Genomic DNA, 21,853 nt, shown 5'->3' on the forward strand with positions numbered 1-21,853 from the left:
TCAGGCGGCGGCTTTCTTTGCCGCCATGACGCGCAGGGCGACGCCTGCACGCCAGTAACAGAAGATCGCTGCCGGAGTGAAACACGCGATCACGAGAAGCGCCTGCTTCAACGATTGCTCCCCATAATCCGCAGCGAAGATATCCGACAGGACGCCAACCATCGTCGGCCCAAGTCCGAGCCCTATGAGGTTGATGATCAGGAGGGTCACCGCTGCCCAGACGGCTCGCATTCGCATGGGAGCGAGGGTCTGGATCATGGCGAATGTCGGACCGAGATAGCAGGACTGGAAAAGCACGGCGACGAAGTAGATCCCGACGGCCATCCACGCGCTGTCGACAACGTAAAACAGGATCAGGAAGGGCAGGGCGATCGTCTTGAGCGCGGCCACCATCAGGGGCTGTGCCTGCATACCGTATTTTTCGGAAAGCCGGTTGGCGAGCCACCCACTCCCCAGGCCGCTGGCGACACCGGCAATGGCAAGCAAGGGGGCAACGATGTTGCCGACCTGCAAGGTGTTGAGCCCGAACGAGCGTATCAGGTATGCGGGGGTCCAGCCGGTCAGCGCATAGCCGATCATCGAGGTCAGCGTTACGCCGGCCACCAGCCAGACGGCGGCGCGATTGGCAAAGATCGTGCGGAAGCCTTCCCAGACAGAGGGTGTTTCTTCGCTTTCTACTGCGCCCGGTTCTGCACGACGCATCGGTTCGGTGGCGAACAGCTTCACCAATATGGCGAGTGCCACGCCCGGCAATCCGATCGCGATGAAGGCCGTCCGCCAGTCGAAGAAATAGGTGAGGTTACCGCCGAATATCTGTCCGGCTGCTGCGCCGAGAGTGACGCCAAGCGAATAGATCGAAAGCGCAAGTGCGCGCTTTTCGGCCGGATAGAGGTCGGCAATGATCGAGTGACTGGGCGGGCTGGAACCAGCCTCGCCGATGCCGACGCCGATACGGGCGAGCAGGAGGTGGGCGAAGTTCTGCGCGAGGCCGCAAGCAGCCGTCATGCCGCTCCAGAGCGCAAGCGCAATCGAGATGATGTTGACCCGGTTCATGCGGTCGGCAAGCGCCGCAACCGGGATGCCCAGCGTCGCATAGAAGATCGCGAAGGCAAAGCCGGACAGAAGGCCCAACTGCGTATCCGAAAGGAGCAGGTCGGCCTTGATGTCCTCCAGCAGGATCGCAAGGATCTGGCGATCCATGTAGCTGAAGAAATAGGTCGCGGTGAGCAGGAACAGCGTCAGCTGGCGCGCCCGCGGCGATACCTCCTGAAACGGAACGGAGGTGGCCGGCGATTGCGCCGGTGCTTGGCTTGCCATCAAATTCTCTCCCCGCGGGTTCCGGCTTTATCGCCGGATACCCGTCCTTTCATCACGACCTTTTGGGCGGCCTAGTTGAAGGTTTCGCCAGCTTTTGCCTTGTTACGCAAGTAGTCACTGACTTCGAGGTCATGTTTTTCGAGGCCCGCGACCACCGTGTCGAGGCCGATAGTGTCCGCCCAGAACATGGGGCCGCCGGTGTAGAGCGGCCAGCCGTAACCATTGATCCAGACGACATCGATGTCGCTTGCGCGCTGCGCCATCTTCTCGTCGAGGATCTTCGCGCCTTCGTTCACCATCGGATAGAGCAGTCGCTCGCGGATTTCGTCCTTGGAGATTTCACGCTGGGGCGTGCCTTCCTTTTCCGCGAAGTCGGCGATGATTTTCTTCACTTCGTCCGAAGGCGTGCGGTTGCGGGATTCGTCATAGTCGTAAAAGCCCTTGCCAGCTTTCTGGCCGAAGCGACCGACTGCACACAGCGCCTCGCGGACTGTCGTGACCTTGCTCGGATCGCGGTGCCAGCCGATGTCGATACCGGCGAGGTCGCCCATCTGGAACGGCCCCATCGGGAAACCGAATTCGAGCAGGACGTCATCGACGTCCCAGTAATTCGCGCCTTCCATAATCAGCTTGTTGGCCTGTTGCTGGCGCTGCGAGAGCATGCGGTTGCCGATGAAGCCCGGGCAAACGCCCGAAACTGCCGCGACCTTGCCGATCTTCTTGGCCAGTTTCATCGAAGTGGCGAGCACGTCGTCGCGGGTTTTCTCGCCCCGCACGACTTCGAGCAGCTTCATCACGTTGGCAGGCGAGAAGAAGTGCAGACCGATGACATAGCCGGGCCGCTTGGTCGCGGTCGCGATCTCGTCAATGTTGAGATAGCTGGTGTTTGAAGCGAGGATCGCACCTTGCTTCACCACCTCGTCAAGCTTGGCGAAGACCTCTTTCTTAACGTCCATGTTTTCATAGACCGCCTCGATCACAAGGTCGCAGTCGGCCAGATCGGCGTAGTCGAGCGTCGGGGTGAGAAGGCCCATCGCGCCTTCGACCTGTTCCATCGTCATGCGGCCGCGCTTCGCAGTATTCTCGTAATTCTTGCGCATGACGCCGGTGCCGCGGTCCAGCGCGTCCTGCTGCATTTCCAAGATGGTCACGGGGATGCCCGCCGACAGGAAGTTCATCGTGATACCGCCGCCCATCGTGCCAGCGCCGATCACGCCGACCTTCTTGATCGGGATCAGCGGGGTATCTGCCGGTACATCGTCGATCTTGTTGGCGGCGCGTTCGGCGAAGAAGTAGTGGCGCATCGCCTTCGATTGCGTGCCGGTCATCAGCTTGCCGAACAGCTCGCGCTCTTTCTTCACCCCGTCCACATAGGAAAGCTCGCCCGCTGCCTTGACCGCTTCGATGGCGGCGTTGGGCGCGTCGAAACCGCGCATCTTGCGGCCGTTCTTGGCGCGAAACTCGTCAAAGATGTCAGGATTGCGCACGCCGTCCTGGTTCGCGGTGCCTTCGCTCGCGCGCGGTACGGGCTGGCCGATCCTGGACTTGGCGAAAGCAATTGCGTCGGCTTCGAGGCTGTCCTCGCCGACGATTTCATCGACCAGGCCGATGTCTTTCGCTTTCTTGGCGGAAATCGGATTGCCGACCGCGACGAGGGGAAGGGCGGCTTCCGCCCCGACGAGCCGTGGCAGGCGCTGGGTGCCAGCGGCACCGGGAATGAGGCCCAGCTTGACTTCGGGCAGGCCGATCTTCGCGCTCGGCACGGCAACGCGGTAATGGCATGCGAGCGCGACTTCGCACCCGCCGCCCAGCGCTGTACCGTGGATCGCCGCCACGACCGGCTTGTTGCTGGCTTCGAGCTTGTCGAGCGCATCGGGAAGGCTGGGTCCCATCGGCGGCTTGCCAAATTCCGTGATGTCCGCGCCGGCAAAGAAGGTGCGTCCATCACAACGGATCACCACCGCTTCGACGCCGTCGTCGGACAGCGCCTGTTCGATGCCGTCGGCGAGGCCCTGGCGCACGGCCTGGCCGAGCGCATTGACCGGAGGATTGTCGGAGATGATGACCAGGACGTTGTCGTGGCGTTCGGTGCGAATGGGGGAAGTCATTGCGGGCTCCTTCAGGCGTAGCTGTCGTTCAATGCCGAGTAGATCAGCGTCTTGAGCTGGCGGCGGATCGGATAGGTGGATGACGGATAAAGCTGGGTCATGAAGACCATCGTTATCTTTTCGAGCGGGTCGACGAAGAAGGCAGTCGAATAGGCACCGCCCCAGTAGAATTCACCCTTGCTGGCGGGCATCAGCGTCTTTGCCGGATCGATGACCGTGGCGAAACCGAGGCCGAAGCCGGTGCCGGAATTGTTCGCCTCGCTGAAAAGGCTCTGGCTCATTTCGGTGAGATCTGCCCCGCCAGGCAGGTGGTTCGCAGTCATCAGGTCGAGCGTCTTGGGCGCGATGATGCGCGCACCGTCCAGTTCGCCCTTGTTGACCAGCATCGCGCAGAAGCGGTGATAGTCGGCGATGGTGGAAATAAGACCGCCGCCTCCGGACTGGAACTTGGCATCGTCGAACAGCTTGCTGGTGGTTGCATCGTCGACCTGTCGCGGTTCCTTGCCGGGGCGATAGCCATAGGCATCGGCCAGCCGGTCGGCCTTGCTGCGATCGACCGAGAAACCGCTATCGACCATGCCGAGCGGTTCGAAGATATATTTCTGGAAGTATTCTCCCAGCCGCATTCCGGATATCCGCTCCACCGCGACGCCGAGCACGTCGGTGGAAACCGAATAGTTCCATCTGCTGCCGGGTTCGAATTCCAGCGGGATCCGAGACAAGGTCGCGATATATTCGTCGGAGGTAAGATTGCCGCGCGACAGGTCGAGTTCGGCCTTGCGATAGGCGGCATCGATGCTGCTGCGGTTCTGGAAGCCGTAAGTCAGGCCGGACATGTGCGTCAGCAGGTCGACGAAACGCATCGGCTTCCCACGCTGCATCGGCATGAAGGGCAAGGCACCACCGCCGCCATTGTAGGCGCCCAGCTTCGCGAATTCGGGAAGAACGCGCGATACCGGATCGTCAACCGCGACTTCGCAGCGTTCGACAAGCTGCATGAAGGCGATCGAAGTGACCGGCTTGGTCATGCTGGCGATGCGGAACAGGGCATCCTCGCGGATCGGCGTGCCATCTTCGCGCAGGGTGCCGAACTGTGCGAAATGAACCGGCTTGCCTTCGCGCGCGACGAGAACCTGGGCATTTTTCAGCCGACCACTGTCGATGTAATTCTTTTCAACGAAGCTATCGATTCGCTTCAGCCGCTCGCAATCGAAGCCGAGTCCGGCCGGGTCGCTCAGATCAACCATGTCCACTCCCGTACAGGTGCCCTTTGCGGGCCATACCTTCTGTTCTGAAACCAGCTATTATACGAAATTGCGTGTGAGTGAACCCTCATACCTCAATTTCTAAGATTCAATCTTCCGGCTTGTCACGCGGCCCTGCATCTGCCTAAATTGCCACATAAGAAAATCAGGTCAAATTTGGGAAGAGGACATATCGCCATGCGCGACGCAGTTATCGTATCGACGGCACGTACGCCGCTCGCCAAATCCATGCGTGGGGCGTTCAACGCGACTCACCCGGTCCAACTGGGTGCGTGGTCGGTAGAAGCTGCGGTCGAGCGCGCAGGTCTTTCGGGTGGAGAGATCGACGATGTGATCATCGGCGCGGCCAGCCAGGGCGGGGCGCAAGGCTTCAACATGGGCCGCCAGATCGCGCTTCGCGCCGGTCTCCCGGTCGAAGTTTCAGGCATGACGATGGACAGGCAGTGTTCTTCGGGCCTGATGTCCATTGCAACCGCAGCAAAGCAGATCATCGTCGATCGCATGGATATCTGTGTCGCTGGCGGGGTCGAATCGATCACCTCGCTACGCTCCGGTGGTGGCCAGCCGCCCCAGCGCGACGAAGAACTGCTCAAAATGCATCCCGATATCTTCATGCCGATGATCGGCACCGCCGAAGTCGTCGCCAAGCGCTATGGCATCAGCCGCGAAGCGCAGGACGAATATTCGCTCCAGTCGCAGCAGCGCACTGCCGCAGCCCAGCAATCGGGCAAGCTCGCTGACGAAATCATCGAAGTCAGCACCACCATGGCGGTGAAGGACAAGGAAACCGGCAAGATTTCGCAGCGCGAGGTCACCATTTCGATGGACGACTGTAACCGCCCCAACACGACCCTCGAAGGGCTCGCATCGCTCGATCCGGTGATGGGCGAAGGGCACACCGTAACAGCAGGCAACGCGAGCCAGTTGGCGGATGGTTCGTCGGCCAGCGTCCTCATGGAAGCGAAGGTCGCCGAACAGCGCGGCCTCCAGCCGCTGGGCCGCTACGTCGGCATGGCGGTCGCGGGCACCAAGCCTGATGAAATGGGTATCGGACCCGTATTCGCCATTCCGAAGCTGCTCCAGCGGTTCGACCTCGGCATGGACGATATCGGCCTGTGGGAGCTCAACGAGGCCTTTGCCGTGCAGGTGCTCTACTGCCGCGACAAGCTCGGCATCCCCGACGAAAAACTGAACGTGAATGGCGGCTCGATCTCGATCGGCCACCCCTTCGGTATGACGGGTGCCCGCTGCGTCGGCCACGCGCTGATTGAAGGGAAGCGTCGCGGCGAGAAATACGTCGTCGTCACGATGTGCGTCGGTGGCGGGATGGGCGCTGCGGGCCTGTTCGAGGTACTCTGATCATGGCGACGCAGACGAAATCCGAGACAGGCAGTCTCGCCTCCGCGATCGGCTGGACAGCTCCTGCCGGCTGGCCCGTGATCTCGCGCGATCAATGCCGCGAAATTCTGACGGCTCCCGGTCAGCGGTTCGAAATGGAGACAATCGACATTCGCGGGATACCGACCCGTGTCTGGAAGAATGCTCCGCCGAACCTGCGCGCGATCGCCATGGTCGGCCGGATGCATGGTGATCGTGAGTTCACGGTCTACGAAGACGAACGCGTGACCTATGATGCCTGGTTCCGCGCAGTCGCTACGCTGGCGCATGAATTCCAGGCCCGCGGGGTGAAGAAGGGCGACCGTGTTGCTGTCGCGATGCGCAACCTGCCCGAATGGCCGGTGGCATTCTTTGCGGCTGTCACGATCGGGGCGATTTGCGTCCCCCTCAATGCGTGGTGGACTGGGCCTGAGCTTGCCTACGGCCTTGCAAATTCGGGGACCAAGCTACTCGTATGCGACGAGGAGCGGTGGGAGCGCGTCTCGGAAAACCGCGCCGACTGTCCCGATCTCGAGACGGTGTTCGTCACACGGGCGGAAGGCTCGCTTAGTGGCGCCGAAGCGCTCGAATCCGTCATCGGCAAGCCGATGGAGTATGCAAGCCTCCCTTCGCGCGACCTGCCTGAAGTAGAAATTGCGCCCGAAGACGACGCCACGATTTTTTACACCAGCGGCACGACCGGCAAGCCCAAAGGCGCGCTTGGCACGCATCGCAACCTTTGCACCAATATCCTGTCGAGCGGCTACAATGCGGCTTGCGCGGTCCTTCGCCGTGGGGAGGAAATTCCCGAACCGACGCCGAAGGTCGGGCTGACCGTAATCCCGCTCTTCCACGTCACCGCCTGTTCGGCCGGACTGATGGGTAATGTCGCTGCCGGAAATACGCTGATTTTCATGCACAAGTGGGACCCGGTGAAGGCGTTCCAGATCATCGAGCGCGAGAAGGTCAATTCGACTGGCGGCGTTCCGACGATCGCGTGGCAGTTGATCGAGCACCCCGAACGCAAGAACTATGATCTTTCGAGCATAGAAGCGATTGCCTACGGCGGTGCTCCGTCCGCGCCCGAACTCGTGCGCAAGATCCGCGAAGTATTTGGCGCGCTCCCGGGCAATGGCTGGGGGATGACCGAAACCATGGCCACGGTGACCGGCCATTCGAGCGAGGATTACCTCAACCGTCCCGATAGCTGCGGCCCGCCTGTGGCAGTCGCCGACCTCAAGATCATGAACGAGGACGGCACGCAGGAAATGCCGACCGGCGAGGTCGGGGAACTGTGGGCGCGGGGCCCGATGGTGGTGAAGGGGTACTGGCACAATCCCGAAGCGACTGAAGCAACCTTCATCGACGGATGGGTCCGCACCGGAGACCTGGCCCGTCTGGACGACGAGGGATTCTGCTACATCGTCGACCGTGCCAAGGACATGGTGATCCGCGGCGGCGAAAACATCTACTCGTCGGAGGTCGAGAACGTACTCTACGACCACCCTGCGGTGACAGACGCGGCGCTGATCGGACTTCCGCATACGCAACTGGGCGAAGAGCCCGCTGCGGTGGTCCATCTCGCGCCTGGAACCAGCGCGACGGAAGCGGAACTCCAGCAGTGGGTTGCCGACCGTCTGGCCAAGTTCAAGGTGCCGGTACGGATCGTCTTTACGAAGGACACACTACCGCGAAATGCGAATGGCAAAATCCTGAAGAAGGATCTTCTGTCGATGTTCTGATGATGTTGCCGGTTGCGGCATTGGCAGGTGTGCATTTGCTGGTGTAGTGCAGGTTCATGGGGGAGCCGATGGCAAGTAAAACCGCGAGCACGAAGAAATTCGGCGAGAAGCGCCAGGCGATCGTGCATGCGGCGTCGGTGCTGATCAATGACGCCGGTGTGCAGGCGACGACCTTGTCGGAAGTGGCGCAGGCCATCGGTCTAAACGCAACCAGCATCACCTATTATTTCTCGCGCAAGGACCAGCTCGTCGTCGCGGTCTATGACGAAACGCTGGAACTGATGGAACGGATGGCGCAGGAAGCGCTGGCCGAAGACACACCTGCCGCAAGAATTGCGAAATATGTGGCGCAACATGTCGAGCTGCGGACGCGCATCCGTCGCGGAGAGCGCGGGCTGGTGACGGCGCTTTCGGAAATCAGGACCCTGAACCCGGAACGGCAGGAACCATTGCTGGCCCGCTATGCCGGGATTGTCGAAACGATCCGCCAGTTCTTCGGCGAAGCAAAGGACACGAACGAGCGTTCGCTGTTCTCGGCCCGTGCGCACATCCTGCTCGAAGCGATGATGTGGTGGCCGGTCTGGTCGCTACGCTATTCGACGCTGGACTTCCCGCGGGTCGAACAACGCATGATCGACATCCTCGTCAACGGCATCCCGGCTGAACGGGGACGGTGGCAGCCGATGCCGCTTGCCGGGAATGACTGGGGCACCGATCCGGCAGGGACGCCGACCCAGAACGACGAATTCCTGCGCGCCGCGACGATCATGATCAACCAGCGCGGTTATCGCGGCGCATCGGTCAACCGCATTGCGGAAATGCTGAACGTGACCAAGGGCAGCTTCTATCACCATCACGATGCCAAGGACGATCTCGTCCTGGCATGCTTCCAGCGCAGCTATGACCGCTTGTCGGCGGTCCAGATGGCAGGACAGGATGTCGACGGAGATTGCTGGGTCCAGCTGTCCAGCGTGCTCAACGGCTTGCTCGAGGTCCAGTTCTTCGACGAGATGCCGCTGCTTCGCACGACCGCGCTGCAAGCCCTCGATAGCGAACACAAGGTCGACGTGGTGACCCGTTCGAACCGTCTTGCGCGTCGTTTTGCAGGGATGCTGATCGATGGGGTGGCAGACGGATCGGTCCGCCCGATCGACCCGCTGATCGCCAGCCAGTTGATCATGTCGACATTGAACGGCGCTTATGAAGCCCGCCGCTGGGCGCAGCGTTTCGACAATCGCGAAATGGCTATCGAAACTTACGTTTCGGCGCTGACAGAGGGCCTGGCCCCCGAAGCCTGACTTTCGTCGGAATTGTCAGGAGGGCGCCCTGTGGCGCGGCTCATCCACCTTGAATACCAGCACGGCCAGCGCTGCGATCAGTGCTGTCAGGACGATGACGAATAGCGGGATGAACCCCGTGATCCCGATCAGAACGCCGGCGGCGATCGGCCCGATAGCGGCGATTGCACCCTCGACCGTCGTGACGAAGGCCAGGCGCATCGGCGTATCTTCCTGCTTGCCGAATTCGAGGACCATGGTGGTCGAGGCGAGCATCCATCCCGATGCACCCACGCCAAGGCACACGAAGGCGATGTAAACGGGCAGGGCGGTGTTCGCCAGGATCAACAGGACGACGCCCGCAATCGTACTCACCAGCGCCGAAACATAGACGATCTTGAAACCGAACCGGTCGCCCATTGGCCCCCAGAAGATGTTCGAGACCGTATCCGATCCCAGGAACAGGAAACTGAGCCCGCCGATCAGTGCGCCGTCGAGGCCGAGCAGGGTACCGGCATAGACCGTCCAGAACGGCCCGCCGACCCGTGCCAGAGTGGCAAAGCTCTGCACCACAAGGAAACCTGCGAAAGCTCGGTCTTCGAGTAGTTCGGGAAACTGGCGCATGCGTTCGAGCATGGGCATCTGCGGCCGCGAAACGGGCGCTGCCGGTTCGCGGATCATGGTCTTCAGGACGACCAGACCTGCACTCGTCAGCAGGAAGGCGAACAGGAAAGTGGTCGCGTAACCGTTGCCCAGCCACTCGTCTGCAATGAAGTAATTGCCGGCAACCCAGGCCAGCACGGCGGCAATCAGTCCGCCTGCGAAGTTGCGATAACCCTGCAATCTGCCGCGTTGCCTGATCGGGATGAGTTTGCTCATCAGCATCTGGAAGGCGACGCGCTGTGCGCCGGTGAAGAAGCCGAGCAGGAGGAAACTGGCGAAGGTTGCAAACAGCAGCCAGCTGCCGGTCAGGAACCAGCCTGCGAGCGCGAGGCACAGGATCATGAGGCGCATCATCGAACCGACGCGTATGGCGTAGGGCAGGATGTGGCTGCGGTGTTCGATCCGCGCGCCGCTGGCAATGGGGCTGATCGTCGCGCCGAGCTGCAGCAAGGCTGCGCCAAGGCCGACCGCAGCAGTGCTTCCGGTCAGAAGCAGCAGGTATGCGGGAATGATGGTCGGCGCATAGATGAGCCGGAAACCGGTCATCCCAAGGACGCCGTGGATGAAGTTGGCGCGAAAGTTCCGTGGCAGGTTTTCGTCGACGAAACGCGCGTGTTCAGCCAGCGCACGTTGTTGTGCGCTGGCTGCCACTGTCATTCCATCGGGATCCTCGAGCGGATCCAAGCGATCAATAGCCGCCGAGCTTGGCGAAGCGGTTCTTGAGGTAAGACGTGCTGCCAAAGCTCGCCTCGAGGACGCGGGCACGCTTCAGGTAGAAGCCGATGTCATACTCATCGGTCATCCCGATACCGCCATGAAGCTGCACACCCTCGCGGCTCATCGTGTGGAGCACCCGGTTCGCTTCCGCCTTGGCGATGGTTGCCGCACGGGCGACGCCAAATCCGCTGTCGAGCGCCTGCAACCCGCCTTCGACGGCCGAGCGCATCATGGCAAGATCGCCGAAGAGGTCCGCCATCCGGTGCTGGAGCGACTGGAAGGTCGCCAGCACCTGGTTGAACTGGACGCGCTGCTTCAGGTAATCGAGCGTGGTGTCGAACACCTGCTGCGCCATGCCCAGCATCTCGCAAGCGGTGAGGATGCGTGCCCTGTCGAGCACATCGTCGAGCAGGCTGTCGCCGCCACCTGCCAGCTTGTCTGCCGAGGCACCGTCGAAGGTGACGTCGGCATGGCTGCGCTGGTCGGTCAGCTTGCGGGTCGACAGAGAAACGCCATCGCCCTTTTCGACAAGATAGAGTCCGTCGGTCGAAGCGACCACGAACAAATCGGCGCCATGCGCTTCGTGGACGAAGGCCTTCGTGCCCGAAATCTTGCCGCCCGAAACGCTGGTCGCGATCTTCGAAGGATCGTGACGCGCACCTTCATCGATGGCGAGCGTTCCGATCATCTCCCCGCTGGCGAGCTTGGGCAGGTATTTCGCCTTTTGCTCGTCACTGCCGCCAAGCACGATTGCAGCAGCTGCGATCGTGGTCTGGATCAGCGGACTTGCCGTCAGCGTCTTGCCCAGTTCCTCGACCACCAGACCGGCCGAAAGCCAGCCGAAGTCCGAACCACCGTGCTCTTCGGGGATGATGACCCCGGTCCAGCCCATTTCGGCCATGTTGCCGAAAGCGCCGCGATCGAATGCCTCGGGTTCGCCGCTTGCGCGAACCTTGCGGAATTCGGTCACAGGGCTTTCATTGGTGGCCCATTCGCGCGCCATGTCGCGCAGCATTTCCTGTTCTTCGTTGAGAACTGCCATTTTCCTCGCGCCCCTCTTACTGGTGGTCGAGCATGCCAAGCACGCGCTTGGCGATGATGTTGTTCTGAATTTCGGTCGAACCGCCGTAGATCGTGGTGGCCTTGCCGAACAGCCAGGCGCGCACGCCTGCCAGTTCGCTTTCGGAGAAGCCTTCGCCCTCCCAGCCGAGGCCCTGCAGCCCCATGATCTCGATCAGCATTTCGGCGCGTTCCTGCCCGAGCTTGGTGCCCAACTTCTTCAGCACCGAGCTGATTTCCGAGACGCCGCCAGCCGCTTTCGACTCTTCGGTCGCACGGCGCGCGGTCATCAGGAACGAGCCCCAGCGAATCTCGAAATCGGCGATCCGGTCACGCATGACCTTGTCGGCAATCTCGCCGCCATCATCGAGTTCGAGGTACTTCTTGGCGACGTCGGACACGCTCTGGCCCATCAGGCGCGCCATGCTGCCGCCGCCCGACAGGTTCGTCCGTTCGTGCTGCAACAGGCGCTTGCCGATCGTCCAGCCCTGGCCTTCTTCGCCGACCAGGTTTTCCTTCGGCACCTTCACATCGGTGAAAAAGGTTTCGCAGAACGGGCTCATGCCGCTGATCATCTGGATCGGGCGAACTTCGACGCCCGGCGAATCCATGTCGATCAGCAGGAAGCTGATCCCGCGATGCTTGTCGCTTCGATCAGTGCGGACGAGGCAGAAGCACTTGTCCGCCCACTGGCCGCCGCTTGTCCATGTTTTCTGGCCGTTGACGAGGTAATGGTCGCCCTTGTCCTCCGCCGTGGTCTGAAGGTTAGCAAGGTCGGAACCGGCATTGGGTTCGGAATAGCCCTGGCACCAGCGGACTTCGCCGCGGCAGATCGGAGGGATATGTTCCTTCTTCTGCTCTTCGCTGCCGTATTCGAGCAGGGTCGGGCCGAACATCATCACGCCCATGCCGCCGATCGGGTTATAGGCACCGGCCTTGGCCAGTTCCTCGTTGAGGATCGCGGCCTGTTTGCGGTTCAGCCCGCCGCCGCCATACTCCTTGGGCCAGGTGGGCGTGCCCCATCCCCTCGCGCCCATCGCCTCGCGCCATTTGCGCTGTGGTTCGGTTTCTGCCGTCGGTCCTTCGACGCCTGCGAGGGCATTGCCTTTGCCCTTCAGTTCCTCGGGGAAATTATCCGCCAGGAATTGCCGCACTTCCTCGCGGAATGCGTCCGTCGTATCGGCCGGTTGCAGTTCAGTCTGCGTTGCCATTCTCTCCACTCCTTCAATATTCGATCAGCGTGCCGGTGCACCCAGCGCGCTGTCACGAACCGTTTGCTCGCGGGCTTCCGCTTCCAGCGCGCGCAGGCGCTCCACGTTGTCGCGATGGATCTGTTCGGTGATAGGGTAAAACAACAGGAAAAGGCAGCCGATTATCCATAGCCCCAGGGATACGGGGATGTAGTGGATCAGCAGGCTCTGCTCCATCGCTAGGGTTACCGCTGACGGATCGACCTTTTCCGGGAAACCCGACCACGTCAGGATCAGGCCCGCGCTGAAAATGCCGAGGCCCGACGAACACTGTTGCATGAAGCTGGACGCGGAAAAGAACACGCCCGCACTGTGCTTGCCCGATTTGACTGCATGATCTTCGACCACGTCTGCGAGCATCGAACTGGTGTTGATCAGCGAAATCGCGATCATAGCTCCGTAGGATGCGCCGATCAGGAACAGGGTCGGCACCAGCATGGGATGGCCGACCGGGAAGAATAGCCCGAGATACGTCAGAATCAGCGGCGATATCCCGAGACAAATGCCAAGCAAGGCCATGATCATCGACGTGTTCCGCTTGCCCAGCTTGCGCGAGAAATAGGGCGCCAGCGGAGCAGCGATCGTCGCCGCTATCAAAGAATCGAACGTCAGCAGCGCGATCTGTTTTGCGGACAAGTCGAACACATAGGTGCTGAAATAGAGCGTTGTGGCGCTGTAGAGGCCGATTGCGGTGTATTTGAATACGCCGAAGCCGAAAATCGCGAGGAAGCCCTTGTGCGAAAATGCGGTCAGCATTTCCTTCACGTGATTGCTCACGCCGCTCCCTCCCTCCGGCTCTTCGCTTTGCCGCATGTAGGGAATGCGGTTGCGAGTGCCGAACGCGCAGACCAGGATTGCGATGAAGATCAGCGCGCCGCCGGTCATGGCGAACTTGACGTATCCTTCAGGGTTGAGCTGGCCGATCGGATAATCCTCTGTCGCCACGAAGAACGCGGCAAGACTGAAAGCGGTAAACCCGAAGGTTCCCGCATACCCGTACCAATAGCGCAGCGAAAACAGCTTGGTTCTGGTTGCGTAATCTGATGTGAGCTCAGGGTTCATCGCGCTGCTCGGAATCTCGAAGCAGCTGATCGATGCACGGGTCAGCGATGCGAGGGCGAAGATCCAGACACCCATTTGGAAATCGGTCAGCCCGGATGGCGGGAACCAGGCGAGCACGAAGAAGAAGGTCGTCGGGATTGCCGCCCCGAAAATGAAAGGATGCCTTCTGCCGAGGCGCGACCGCGTGATGTCGGACCAACGCCCGATGAAAGGATCTGCGAACGCATCCACTAGCAGCGTCAGGGCGATCGCGGTCGAAACGATCGCAGCCGGAACGCCTATCACCTGGTTGTAGAACAGCAGGAGGTAGGTCGAGAATGCAGCGTTCTTGACGCCGATCGAAACCGCACCGAAGCCGTAGGCGTGCCGCGTACGAGCGCTGATCGGCGGGATTTCGCTTTCGTTGACCGGCGTCGCGCCCATGGTGGCGGCCGTCATTCGGCGGGCTCCATCGCGTTACTTAGTTCGCCCAGCGGATCGTACATCGCCTTGGCCGCTTCGCGGCGGTGGATCAGCGAATATTCGGGGAACATCGGATCTTCGACATCGCGATATTTTCGCAGGTGCTGCTTCGCGACGGTAACCTTGTGCACTTCGGTCGGACCATCAGCGATGCCCATGACCATCGAGCCGATCAGCCCGCCGACGAAGGGCATTTCGTTCGAAACGCCGAGCGAACCGTGGATGTGAATACAGCGCGAGGCGATGTCGTGATAAACCTTTGGCATCAGGGCCTTGATCGCGGCGATGTCCTTGCGAACCTTGCGATAGTCCTGGTACTTGTCGATCATCCATGCCGTCTTGAGCACGAACAGCTTGAACTGCTCTAGCTCGATGTAGCTGTCGGCGATCTGCATCTGGACCGACTGGTAATCGGCGATGACGCCTGTGCGAGTCTTACGGCTGACTGCACGGCGGCTCATGGCATCGAGCAGGCGCTTGCAATTGCCGACCGTCCGCATTGCATGGTGGACGCGGCCACCGCCGAGGCGGGTCTGTGAAATGGCGAATGCACCGCCCTGTTCGCCGAGCAGGTGATCGGCCGGTACACGGACGTCGGTATAGCGAACGTAGCTTTCCGACCCGTCTTGCTGGCCATAGACGCCGACGTTGCGGATGATTTCCACCCCGGGCGTATCGACCGGCACGATGAACATGCTCATCCGCTTGTGCCGTTCGGCGTCGGGATCGGTCACCGCCATCACGATCAGGAAGTCTGCCCACTTGCCATTGGTGGAGAACCACTTCTCACCGTTGATCTTCCAGTGATTGCCGTCGAGTTCAGCCTTGGTAACGAAGTTCGTCGGGTCCGAGCCACCCTGCGGCTCGGTCATCGAGAAGGCGGAAACGATTTCGTTTTCCAGCAGCGGCTCAAGATACCGCTCTTTCTGTTCGGGTGTGCCGTAGTGTGCGATGATCTCGGCATTGCCGGTATCGGGTGCCTGGCAGCCGAACACGATCGGTGCGAAAGTGGCGCCGCCAAGGATCTCGTTCATCAGGCCCAGCTTTACCTGGCCATATCCTTGTCCGCCGAGTTCTGGGCCGAGATGGCAGGCCCAAAGCCCCTTGTCCTTCACCTCTTGCTGGAGGGGGCGGACCAATTTGTTACGCTTGGGATTCTTGACGTCGTAGGGGTGGATGCCGAGCATTCCGAGCGGCTCGACTTTCTCCCGAACGAATTCTTCCATCCAGTCGAGTTTCTCCTGAAACTCGGGATCGGTTTCGAAATCCCAGGCCATACCATACTCTCCCATCGGCGCTGATTCTGCGCTCGTTGAGGGAAGCATACCGTATTTTTGAAAACGGGCAAGATTGCTGCGTTCGTTGCTTGCGCGAAGCCGCGATCCGCCGTTGTTGGGACGGGGATGCGCCGGATATGCGGGATGGAACTCCCGCAATGTCCCCGTCAATTCGAAGCTGAAAGCCCGCTGGCTATTCTACGATGAGCGATGCTTCGCCGAGCCCTGCAAAGCGTGCCACGACCTTGTCGCCAAGTTTGACGTCGTGAACGCCGGTGATGGCGCCGCTTGATACCCACCAGCCTGCCTCGAGCGGAATGTTACGCTTCGTCAGATTGCCGAGCAGGAAGGCGACCGCACCGAACGGGCCATCCAGCATTGTCGCGGTGGTCGCTCTGCCAGCAATCTCGCCTTCGATTTCGAGAGAAACCTCGATCTCGTCGAGCTTTGGCCAGATGGCTTTCGGCACTGGCTTTCCCAGCAGAAGACCGGCGTTGTTCCCATGGTCGGAAACAGTCACGCATGGGCCGTCCACATTGATGTTTGCATATGGCGATGACGCGAGTTCGATCCCAATGCGCACCTCGTCGACCCATTCCATCGCCTCTTCGCGATTTGTCGGCAAGGGGCCGTCCTTGGGCGCGAGGCGCAACATGAATTCCGCCTCTGCCGCGGCAAAGCCGCCACGAAAAATGGTGAAATGCGCTTTCGGATCGCCTTCTTCGAAAATCTGGTCGGTGAAGGCCGGTCCGATCAGGCGGTTCGCGCCAAGCAGCGCGTCGGAAGGGGGATTGATCTTGCCGACTTTCCATCCCCCGACAGTGCGGTCCCAAATGGAAAGCGCTGCGTCCTGGATGGCGTAGGCAGCCGCCAGATCGGCAGGTTTCGGCCCCGGATATGTCGCAATGGCTTCGCCGGTTCGCCGCGCCTGGACGAAGGCATCAGCAATGTCTTGAACCGCGGCAACCAAACCCGAACCCCTCGCAAAAATCCCCTCTGGAAAGTGTCTTTGACGAAAAAGGTAACCGGTGTCAAAATGATTTTTGCGGACAGGTCAGGGGCGAATGTTTGTAGATTTTTGCATTCCTGCGAATGCCGACTAGAACGCGGGCAAGCTTGAAGGGAGTGGTGGGCAACGCATGGCAAAACAGGGCAAGGCACCGACGATCAACGATGTCGCGCGTGTCGCCGGCGTGTCCAAGAAGACCGTCAGCAGGGTCATCAATCGTTCGCCGCTGATCAAGCAGGATACGCGCGAGAAGATCGAATCCGTCATCGCTGAACTCGGCTATGTTCCGAACCCCCAGGCGCGTGCTCTGGCCCTGCGTCGCAACTTCCTGATCGGGCTGTTGCACGACAATCCGAACGCGCAGACGGTGCTCAATTTCCAGGAGGGCGTGCTCGACGCAATTCGGGATACGGAGTTTGCGCTGGTGGTCCGCCCGGTCGATCGGCACTCTCCCGAAATGCTCGACGACATTCGCAATTTCCTCGAGCAGCAGCGACTCTACGGCGTCCTGCTGCTTCCGCCGATCTCGGAAAACGACGAGCTTGCCGCCCTGTGCGAGGAAGTCGGATGCGCATATGTGCGAATGGGTTCCGCCGCCCTCGATGACGATCATCACATGGTCGCATCGAATGATCGAGAAATGGTCGAAAGCGCGGTCGATTATTTGGTGGGGCAGGGGCACACGAGGATTGCCATCATCCAGGGGCCGGAAGGTTTCCGCTCCGCCAAGGAGCGCCGCGAAGGTTTCCTTGGTGCGATGAAGCGGCACGGGCTGGAGGTGCCGAAAGGTTACATGGCGCAGGGCACCTATCGGTTCAATTCAGGCATATCGGCTGCCGAAGAACTGCTCTCGCAAGAACCCCGCCCGACCGCGATCTTTTCCAGCAATGACGAAATGGCCGCTGGTGCAATGCATGCGGCTCGGGCGCGAGCGATTTCCATTCCTGCCGACCTTTCGATCATTGGGTTCGACGATTCCCCGATCGCGGCTCATATCTGGCCTCCGATGACGACGGTCGGCTGGCCGATTCGCCAGATGGCGAAGGCGGCCGCGCTGAAGATTGTCGATCCATCGAACGACGAGGCCGAGAAGGCGATATTCCCCGCGCAACTGGTTCATCGGTCTTCGGTCGCATCGCCCGCGAAGGATTAATTGCATTGCGTGGTTGAACTCGCCCCGCTTTTGCCGCTATGTCAGTAAATGACACCGGTTTCCTAAATTGCATTGGACACCGCGAAATTCGAGATTGAAAGTGCCGTTGACGGCCGAAGAGAGGTTTTTATGAAAGTTGCCCTGATCATCGAGAACAGCCAGGCCGCCAAGGCAGAGATCATCCATGACGCGTTGAGCTCGGTCGCTGGATCGTTCGGCCATGAAGTTCATCACTACGGGATGTATTCGGCAGAAGACGATGCATCGCTGACCTATGTGATGAATGGCCTGCTCGCCGGTATCCTGCTCAATTCCAAGGCGGCCGATTTCGTGGTCACCGGATGCGGCACGGGCATGGGTTCGATGCTGGCGTGCAACTCGATGCCGGGCGTTTTCTGCGGTCTCGTGATCGATCCGACCGACGCGTTCCTGTTCAGCCAGATCAACGATGGTAACTGCATGTCGATGCCTTATGCCAAGGGCTTCGGCTGGGCGGCCGAACTGAACCTGCAGGACTGCTATCGCAAGATCTTCGAGAATGAAGGCGGTGCCGGTTACCCCAAGGAACGCGCCGAGGTCATGGCCAAGAACCGCGGCATCCTGAAGGACCTTAAGGCGGCATCGTGCAACGACATGCTGACCGTACTCAAGAACGTCGATCAGGACCTGCTCAAGGCAGCAGTCGCTGGCGAAAAATTCTCCGAACTGTTCTATGCCAATTCGCAGGACGAGGCGATCAGCGAATACCTTCGCGGGATCACGGGCTGAGCGACCGGGGTAACCCCGGCGCAATGAGCGGGAGAGACAGATGACTTCCAGTCCATTCGACCTGTCGGGTCGCAAGGCGATCGTGACCGGTGCCAACACCGGAATCGGGCAGGGGATTGCCCTGGCGCTGGCGAAGGCCGGCGCCGACGTTGCGCTCGTCGGGCGGAGCGCGGCAGCCGAAACCGAAAAGATGGTGAGCGACACCGGTCGCAAGGCGATACAGATCAAGGCAGACCTCTCCTCGATCGAACCGGTGGGCGATGTCGTCGCCGAAGCTGTCGATCAGCTCGGCCGCGTGGATATCCTCGTCAACAATGCCGGGATCATCCGGCGCGAAGATGCGCTCGATTTCTCGGAGGAAGACTGGGACGCGGTGGTCGATACCAACCTCAAGTCGCTTTTCTTCCTGACGCAGGCTGTCGGCCGGCACATGGTCGGCTGGTCGAGCCAGGACGGCGATCGCGGCAAGATCGTCAACATCGCATCGATGCTGACGTTCCAGGGCGGGATCAGGGTCCCCAGCTACACCGCTTCCAAGAGCGGTGTAGGCGGTCTGACGAAGCTGCTCGCAAACGAGTGGGCTCCCAAGGGCATCAACGTGAACGCCATCGCCCCCGGCTACATCGCGACGAACAACACCGCTGCCTTGCAGGCTGACGAGACCCGCAATCGCCAGATCATGGAACGTATTCCCGAAGGGCGCTGGGGTGACCCTGCGGATATCGGTGGTGCGGCGGTATTCCTGTCCAGCAAGGCTGCGGATTATGTCCAGGGCCACATCCTCGCGGTTGACGGCGGGTGGCTCGCACGATGAGCGCCGGGGCCGGGCTCAAGCCGGTCGTCTGTTTCGGCGAGATGCTGCTGCGTCTTTCGCCGCCATCGGGAACACCGCTCGCCCGGACCGACGCGCTTGCGCTCGATGTGGGTGGGGCCGAAGCCAACGTCGCGATTGCGCTCGCCGGACTCGGCCAGGCTACGCGCATGGCGAGTATTTTGCCCGACAACCCGCTTGGCCGACGTGCGCGTGCCGCGCTTGGTGAAGCGGGCGTCGACACGCGTTTTTGCGTCAGCGTGCAGGGGCGTCTGGGGCTCTATTTCTTCGAGCCGCCGTCCGGACCGATCGGCGGCCGCGTTACCTATGACCGCGCCGGAAGCGCATTCGTGAATGCCTCTCCGGACGATTTCGACTGGTCGCAAATCCTCGATGGCGCAGGCCTGCTTCATCTTTCCGGAATTACCCCTGCACTGGGGCCCTCGGGCGTCGCGCTCGCTCGCGCAGCCGTAAAAGCGGCGCGCGAGCAAGAGGTACCGATCTGTTTCGACGGAAATTATCGTTCGAACCTGTGGGAAGGATGGGACAGCGATCCACGCACGATCCTGACCGACCTCGTGTCGCAGGCGACTGTCCTGATCGGCAATCACAGGGACATCTCGCTCTTGTTGGGGCAGGACTTTTCGGGCGAAGGGCCGGATCGGCGCAGGGAAGCGGCAGAGGCCGCATTCGCTGCGTTCGACAATCTCGAACTGATCGCATCGACTGCGCGCCATGTCGAAAGCTCGACTGCCCAGCGACTGGCCGCACGCATCGACCTTCGCGAAAGCCATTGGCAGACTGATGAGGTGCGCATCGATCCGGTCATCGACAGGATTGGGACGGGGGATGCCTTTGCCGCAGGCGTCCTGCTGCGATGGCTCGAGGGTGGCAGCGCCCAGGAGATGGCGAAGACCGGCCTCTCTCTCGCAGCCATGAAGCACGGGATTGTCGGCGATAATCTGTCGGTTTCGAGAGCGGAACTCGACGCGTTCGACCCTGCAGGTGCCGATGTCAGTCGCTAATGGGATTGACCGGCGTACACTGATCGGCGCCGGCATTGCAGGCGGCATCGCGGCGTCATTTCCAGCCCTGGCTCACGATCTGGCAATGCCGCTCTGCCATGGACCGGTAGACGCGCCTGACGGCTGGTACGAGGCGCGCAGTTGCGATGGTGCATGGTCCTACCCACTGATCCGATATGCCCGGGCTAACCGCTTCCAACCACCTGTACCGGTAACTTCGGCGGAGCAGTTAACGGGCAGGTGGAGCGCCATCCCGGCATGTCCGCAGCCGTCCGACCGATATTCACCAGAAATCGAGGACTGCCATTTCCTGAATGTCTGGACGCCGCGCACCGATGGCGAGCCGCTTCCCGTAATGGTCTATTTCCACGGCGGCGCATATTCGAACGGTTCCGTGGGCGATCCGGTAAATGACGGAGCGAAACTGGCAAAGCGCGGCGATGTCGTGGTCGTCACGGTCAATCACCGGCTGAATGCTCTCGGTTACCTCTACTTGCCCGAACGCTACCCCGACAGCGGCAACAACGGTCAGCTGGACCTTGTGGCTGCACTGCAATGGGTTCAGCGCAACATCGCTGCTTTCGGTGGAGACCCTCGCAATGTCACCGTCTTCGGGCAATCGGGCGGCGGGGCGAAGATTGCGACGCTGATGGCGATGCCTGCTGCAGCAGGTCTGTTTCACAAGGCCATCACGATGAGCGGTCAGCAGGTTACCGCCAGCGGCCCGTTGAACGCCGCGAAACGCGCAGAGGCTTTCCTTGCCGCGCTCGGTGAAGGCGTCGATCCGGCCACCGCCCCGGTCGAGCAATTGATTGCTGCCATGTCCGCGACCGACCCCATCCTTGGCGGAGGTGTGTACATGGGGCCTGTGCTCGATATGCGGAACCTGCTGCGGCATCCGTTCTGGCCGGACGCAGCGCCGCAATCGAACCACATCCCGATGATGCTGGGCAATACGGTGATGGAAACGCGGGCATTCTATTCGACCGAGAAGCCGCCCATCGCCGGACTGACGATGGACAACCTTGCGGAACGGATCGCGCCGCAGATGCGCGTCGATATCGAACCCGATTGGGTCGTGGCCCAGTTCCGCGAACGCTATCCGGATGCCGCCGCGCTGGAGCTGTTCCACCGGATCGTGACCGCCGCGCGCAGCTGGCGCGGGCAGGTCGAAGAAGCTGAAGCCCGGGCAAGCGCCGGGTCACCTGCGGCGGATCGCACCTGGGTCTACCAGCTCGACTTCGAGGACGCGCAACATACGGACGACATTGCCTTGTCCTTCGGCACCGTTGTCGCTCCGACCGCAGCGCAACAGGCGATGAGTGACAGTGTGATGGATGCATTCGTGCGTTTTGCGCGCACCGGCAATCCGGGTTGGCCCACCTATGACCTGGCAAGTCGCAATACGATGGTGTTCGACAACGTCAGTCGGGTCGAGAGCAACCCGAGAGCGTGGGAGCGCGAACTGTTCTCGCGCGTGCCCTATATCCAGCCCGGCAGCTGAGCGCTGC

At 61.0% G+C, this 21,853-nt stretch carries 17 protein-coding genes; 8 read left to right on the plus strand and 9 right to left on the minus strand.

Annotated features, from left to right (window positions below; genetic code table 11):
• From AMC99_RS02315 to AMC99_RS02325, 3 genes are all read right to left on the minus strand, one after another.
• Positions 1-1,317: a spinster family MFS transporter gene (locus tag AMC99_RS02315; protein WP_061922286.1), complete on the minus strand. Its 1,317-nt coding sequence runs from the start codon at positions 1,315-1,317 to the stop codon at positions 1-3.
• A gap of 71 nt (positions 1,318-1,388) precedes the next feature.
• Positions 1,389-3,425 carry a 3-hydroxyacyl-CoA dehydrogenase NAD-binding domain-containing protein gene (locus AMC99_RS02320; RefSeq protein WP_061922289.1) on the minus strand — a complete coding sequence of 679 codons (2,037 nt, stop codon included), beginning with the start codon at positions 3,423-3,425 and terminating at the stop codon, positions 1,389-1,391.
• A gap of 11 nt (positions 3,426-3,436) precedes the next feature.
• Positions 3,437-4,672, minus strand: coding sequence for a serine hydrolase domain-containing protein (locus tag AMC99_RS02325; protein ID WP_061922294.1), 1,236 nt, complete (start codon positions 4,670-4,672; stop codon positions 3,437-3,439).
• 195 nt (positions 4,673-4,867) lie between these two features.
• Here AMC99_RS02325 and AMC99_RS02330 point away from each other — a divergent pair, with 195 nt between their 5' ends.
• The 3 genes from AMC99_RS02330 to AMC99_RS02340 all read left to right on the plus strand — a co-directional run bounded on the left by AMC99_RS02330 (position 4,868) and on the right by AMC99_RS02340 (position 9,107).
• Positions 4,868-6,049, plus strand: coding sequence for an acetyl-CoA C-acyltransferase (locus tag AMC99_RS02330; protein WP_061922297.1), 1,182 nt, complete (start codon positions 4,868-4,870; stop codon positions 6,047-6,049).
• Between the two features lie 2 nt (positions 6,050-6,051).
• Positions 6,052-7,809, plus strand: coding sequence for a class I adenylate-forming enzyme family protein (locus AMC99_RS02335; RefSeq protein WP_061922300.1), 1,758 nt, complete (start codon positions 6,052-6,054; stop codon positions 7,807-7,809).
• A 68-nt stretch (positions 7,810-7,877) separates the two neighbouring features.
• On the plus strand, positions 7,878-9,107 hold the full coding sequence (locus AMC99_RS02340; RefSeq protein WP_083440191.1) for a TetR/AcrR family transcriptional regulator: 1,230 nt from the start codon (positions 7,878-7,880) through the stop codon (positions 9,105-9,107).
• 15 nt (positions 9,108-9,122) lie between these two features.
• On the opposite strand, the gene AMC99_RS02345 is transcribed toward AMC99_RS02340, so the two are convergent.
• From AMC99_RS02345 to AMC99_RS02370, 6 genes are all read right to left on the minus strand, one after another.
• A complete protein-coding gene (locus tag AMC99_RS02345; RefSeq protein WP_061927583.1) occupies positions 9,123-10,406 on the minus strand; it encodes an MFS transporter in 1,284 nt (427 codons plus the stop codon).
• 31 nt (positions 10,407-10,437) lie between these two features.
• Positions 10,438-11,508, minus strand: coding sequence for an acyl-CoA dehydrogenase family protein (locus AMC99_RS02350; RefSeq protein WP_061922306.1), 1,071 nt, complete (start codon positions 11,506-11,508; stop codon positions 10,438-10,440).
• A gap of 16 nt (positions 11,509-11,524) precedes the next feature.
• Complete coding sequence (locus AMC99_RS02355; RefSeq protein WP_061922309.1) at positions 11,525-12,736, minus strand: acyl-CoA dehydrogenase family protein; 1,212 nt, start codon at positions 12,734-12,736, stop codon at positions 11,525-11,527.
• Between the two features lie 24 nt (positions 12,737-12,760).
• A complete protein-coding gene (locus tag AMC99_RS02360; RefSeq protein ID WP_232301478.1) occupies positions 12,761-14,275 on the minus strand; it encodes an MFS transporter in 1,515 nt (504 codons plus the stop codon).
• Entirely contained in the window at positions 14,272-15,576 is a 1,305-nt protein-coding gene (locus tag AMC99_RS02365) for an acyl-CoA dehydrogenase family protein (protein WP_061927587.1), read from the minus strand. Before AMC99_RS02365 ends, AMC99_RS02360 begins: the two co-directional genes overlap by 4 nt.
• Before the next feature lie 193 nt (positions 15,577-15,769).
• Positions 15,770-16,546, minus strand: a complete 777-nt coding sequence (locus tag AMC99_RS02370) for a 2-keto-4-pentenoate hydratase (protein ID WP_061922312.1) — start codon at positions 16,544-16,546, stop codon at positions 15,770-15,772.
• A 169-nt stretch (positions 16,547-16,715) separates the two neighbouring features.
• Here AMC99_RS02370 and AMC99_RS02375 point away from each other — a divergent pair, with 169 nt between their 5' ends.
• From AMC99_RS02375 to AMC99_RS02395, 5 genes are all read left to right on the plus strand, one after another.
• Complete coding sequence (locus AMC99_RS02375) at positions 16,716-17,738, plus strand: LacI family DNA-binding transcriptional regulator (protein WP_061922315.1); 1,023 nt, start codon at positions 16,716-16,718, stop codon at positions 17,736-17,738.
• Positions 17,739-17,867: 129 nt separating this feature from the next.
• Positions 17,868-18,506 carry an RpiB/LacA/LacB family sugar-phosphate isomerase gene (locus AMC99_RS02380; protein WP_061922318.1) on the plus strand — a complete coding sequence of 213 codons (639 nt, stop codon included), beginning with the start codon at positions 17,868-17,870 and terminating at the stop codon, positions 18,504-18,506.
• A 40-nt stretch (positions 18,507-18,546) separates the two neighbouring features.
• Complete coding sequence (kduD, locus tag AMC99_RS02385) at positions 18,547-19,320, plus strand: 2-dehydro-3-deoxy-D-gluconate 5-dehydrogenase KduD (protein ID WP_061922321.1); 774 nt, start codon at positions 18,547-18,549, stop codon at positions 19,318-19,320.
• Complete coding sequence (locus tag AMC99_RS02390) at positions 19,317-20,342, plus strand: sugar kinase (protein WP_061922324.1); 1,026 nt, start codon at positions 19,317-19,319, stop codon at positions 20,340-20,342. The genes kduD and AMC99_RS02390 overlap by 4 nt, the downstream gene beginning before the upstream one ends.
• Positions 20,329-21,846: a carboxylesterase/lipase family protein gene (locus AMC99_RS02395; protein WP_061922328.1), complete on the plus strand. Its 1,518-nt coding sequence runs from the start codon at positions 20,329-20,331 to the stop codon at positions 21,844-21,846. The genes AMC99_RS02390 and AMC99_RS02395 overlap by 14 nt, the downstream gene beginning before the upstream one ends.
• Positions 21,847-21,853: the final 7 nt, after the last annotated feature.

The sequence above is a fragment of the Altererythrobacter epoxidivorans genome (assembly GCF_001281485.1).
GTDB classification, from domain to species: domain Bacteria; phylum Pseudomonadota; class Alphaproteobacteria; order Sphingomonadales; family Sphingomonadaceae; genus Erythrobacter; species Erythrobacter epoxidivorans.

Coding starts and splice junctions, on each gene's coding strand:
- AMC99_RS02315 (WP_061922286.1), bottom strand. CDS start 1,317: ATGGCAAGCCAAGCACCGGCGCAATCGCCGGCCACCTCCGTTCCGTTT.
- AMC99_RS02320 (WP_061922289.1), bottom strand. CDS start 3,425: ATGACTTCCCCCATTCGCACCGAACGCCACGACAACGTCCTGGTCATC.
- AMC99_RS02325 (WP_061922294.1), bottom strand. CDS start 4,672: ATGGTTGATCTGAGCGACCCGGCCGGACTCGGCTTCGATTGCGAGCGG.
- AMC99_RS02330 (WP_061922297.1), top strand. CDS start 4,868: ATGCGCGACGCAGTTATCGTATCGACGGCACGTACGCCGCTCGCCAAA.
- AMC99_RS02335 (WP_061922300.1), top strand. CDS start 6,052: ATGGCGACGCAGACGAAATCCGAGACAGGCAGTCTCGCCTCCGCGATC.
- AMC99_RS02340 (WP_083440191.1), top strand. CDS start 7,878: ATGGCAAGTAAAACCGCGAGCACGAAGAAATTCGGCGAGAAGCGCCAG.
- AMC99_RS02345 (WP_061927583.1), bottom strand. CDS start 10,406: ATGACAGTGGCAGCCAGCGCACAACAACGTGCGCTGGCTGAACACGCG.
- AMC99_RS02350 (WP_061922306.1), bottom strand. CDS start 11,508: ATGGCAGTTCTCAACGAAGAACAGGAAATGCTGCGCGACATGGCGCGC.
- AMC99_RS02355 (WP_061922309.1), bottom strand. CDS start 12,736: ATGGCAACGCAGACTGAACTGCAACCGGCCGATACGACGGACGCATTC.
- AMC99_RS02360 (WP_232301478.1), bottom strand. CDS start 14,275: ATGACGGCCGCCACCATGGGCGCGACGCCGGTCAACGAAAGCGAAATC.
- AMC99_RS02365 (WP_061927587.1), bottom strand. CDS start 15,576: ATGGCCTGGGATTTCGAAACCGATCCCGAGTTTCAGGAGAAACTCGAC.
- AMC99_RS02375 (WP_061922315.1), top strand. CDS start 16,716: ATGGCAAAACAGGGCAAGGCACCGACGATCAACGATGTCGCGCGTGTC.
- AMC99_RS02380 (WP_061922318.1), top strand. CDS start 17,868: ATGAAAGTTGCCCTGATCATCGAGAACAGCCAGGCCGCCAAGGCAGAG.
- kduD (WP_061922321.1), top strand. CDS start 18,547: ATGACTTCCAGTCCATTCGACCTGTCGGGTCGCAAGGCGATCGTGACC.
- AMC99_RS02390 (WP_061922324.1), top strand. CDS start 19,317: ATGAGCGCCGGGGCCGGGCTCAAGCCGGTCGTCTGTTTCGGCGAGATG.
- AMC99_RS02395 (WP_061922328.1), top strand. CDS start 20,329: ATGTCAGTCGCTAATGGGATTGACCGGCGTACACTGATCGGCGCCGGC.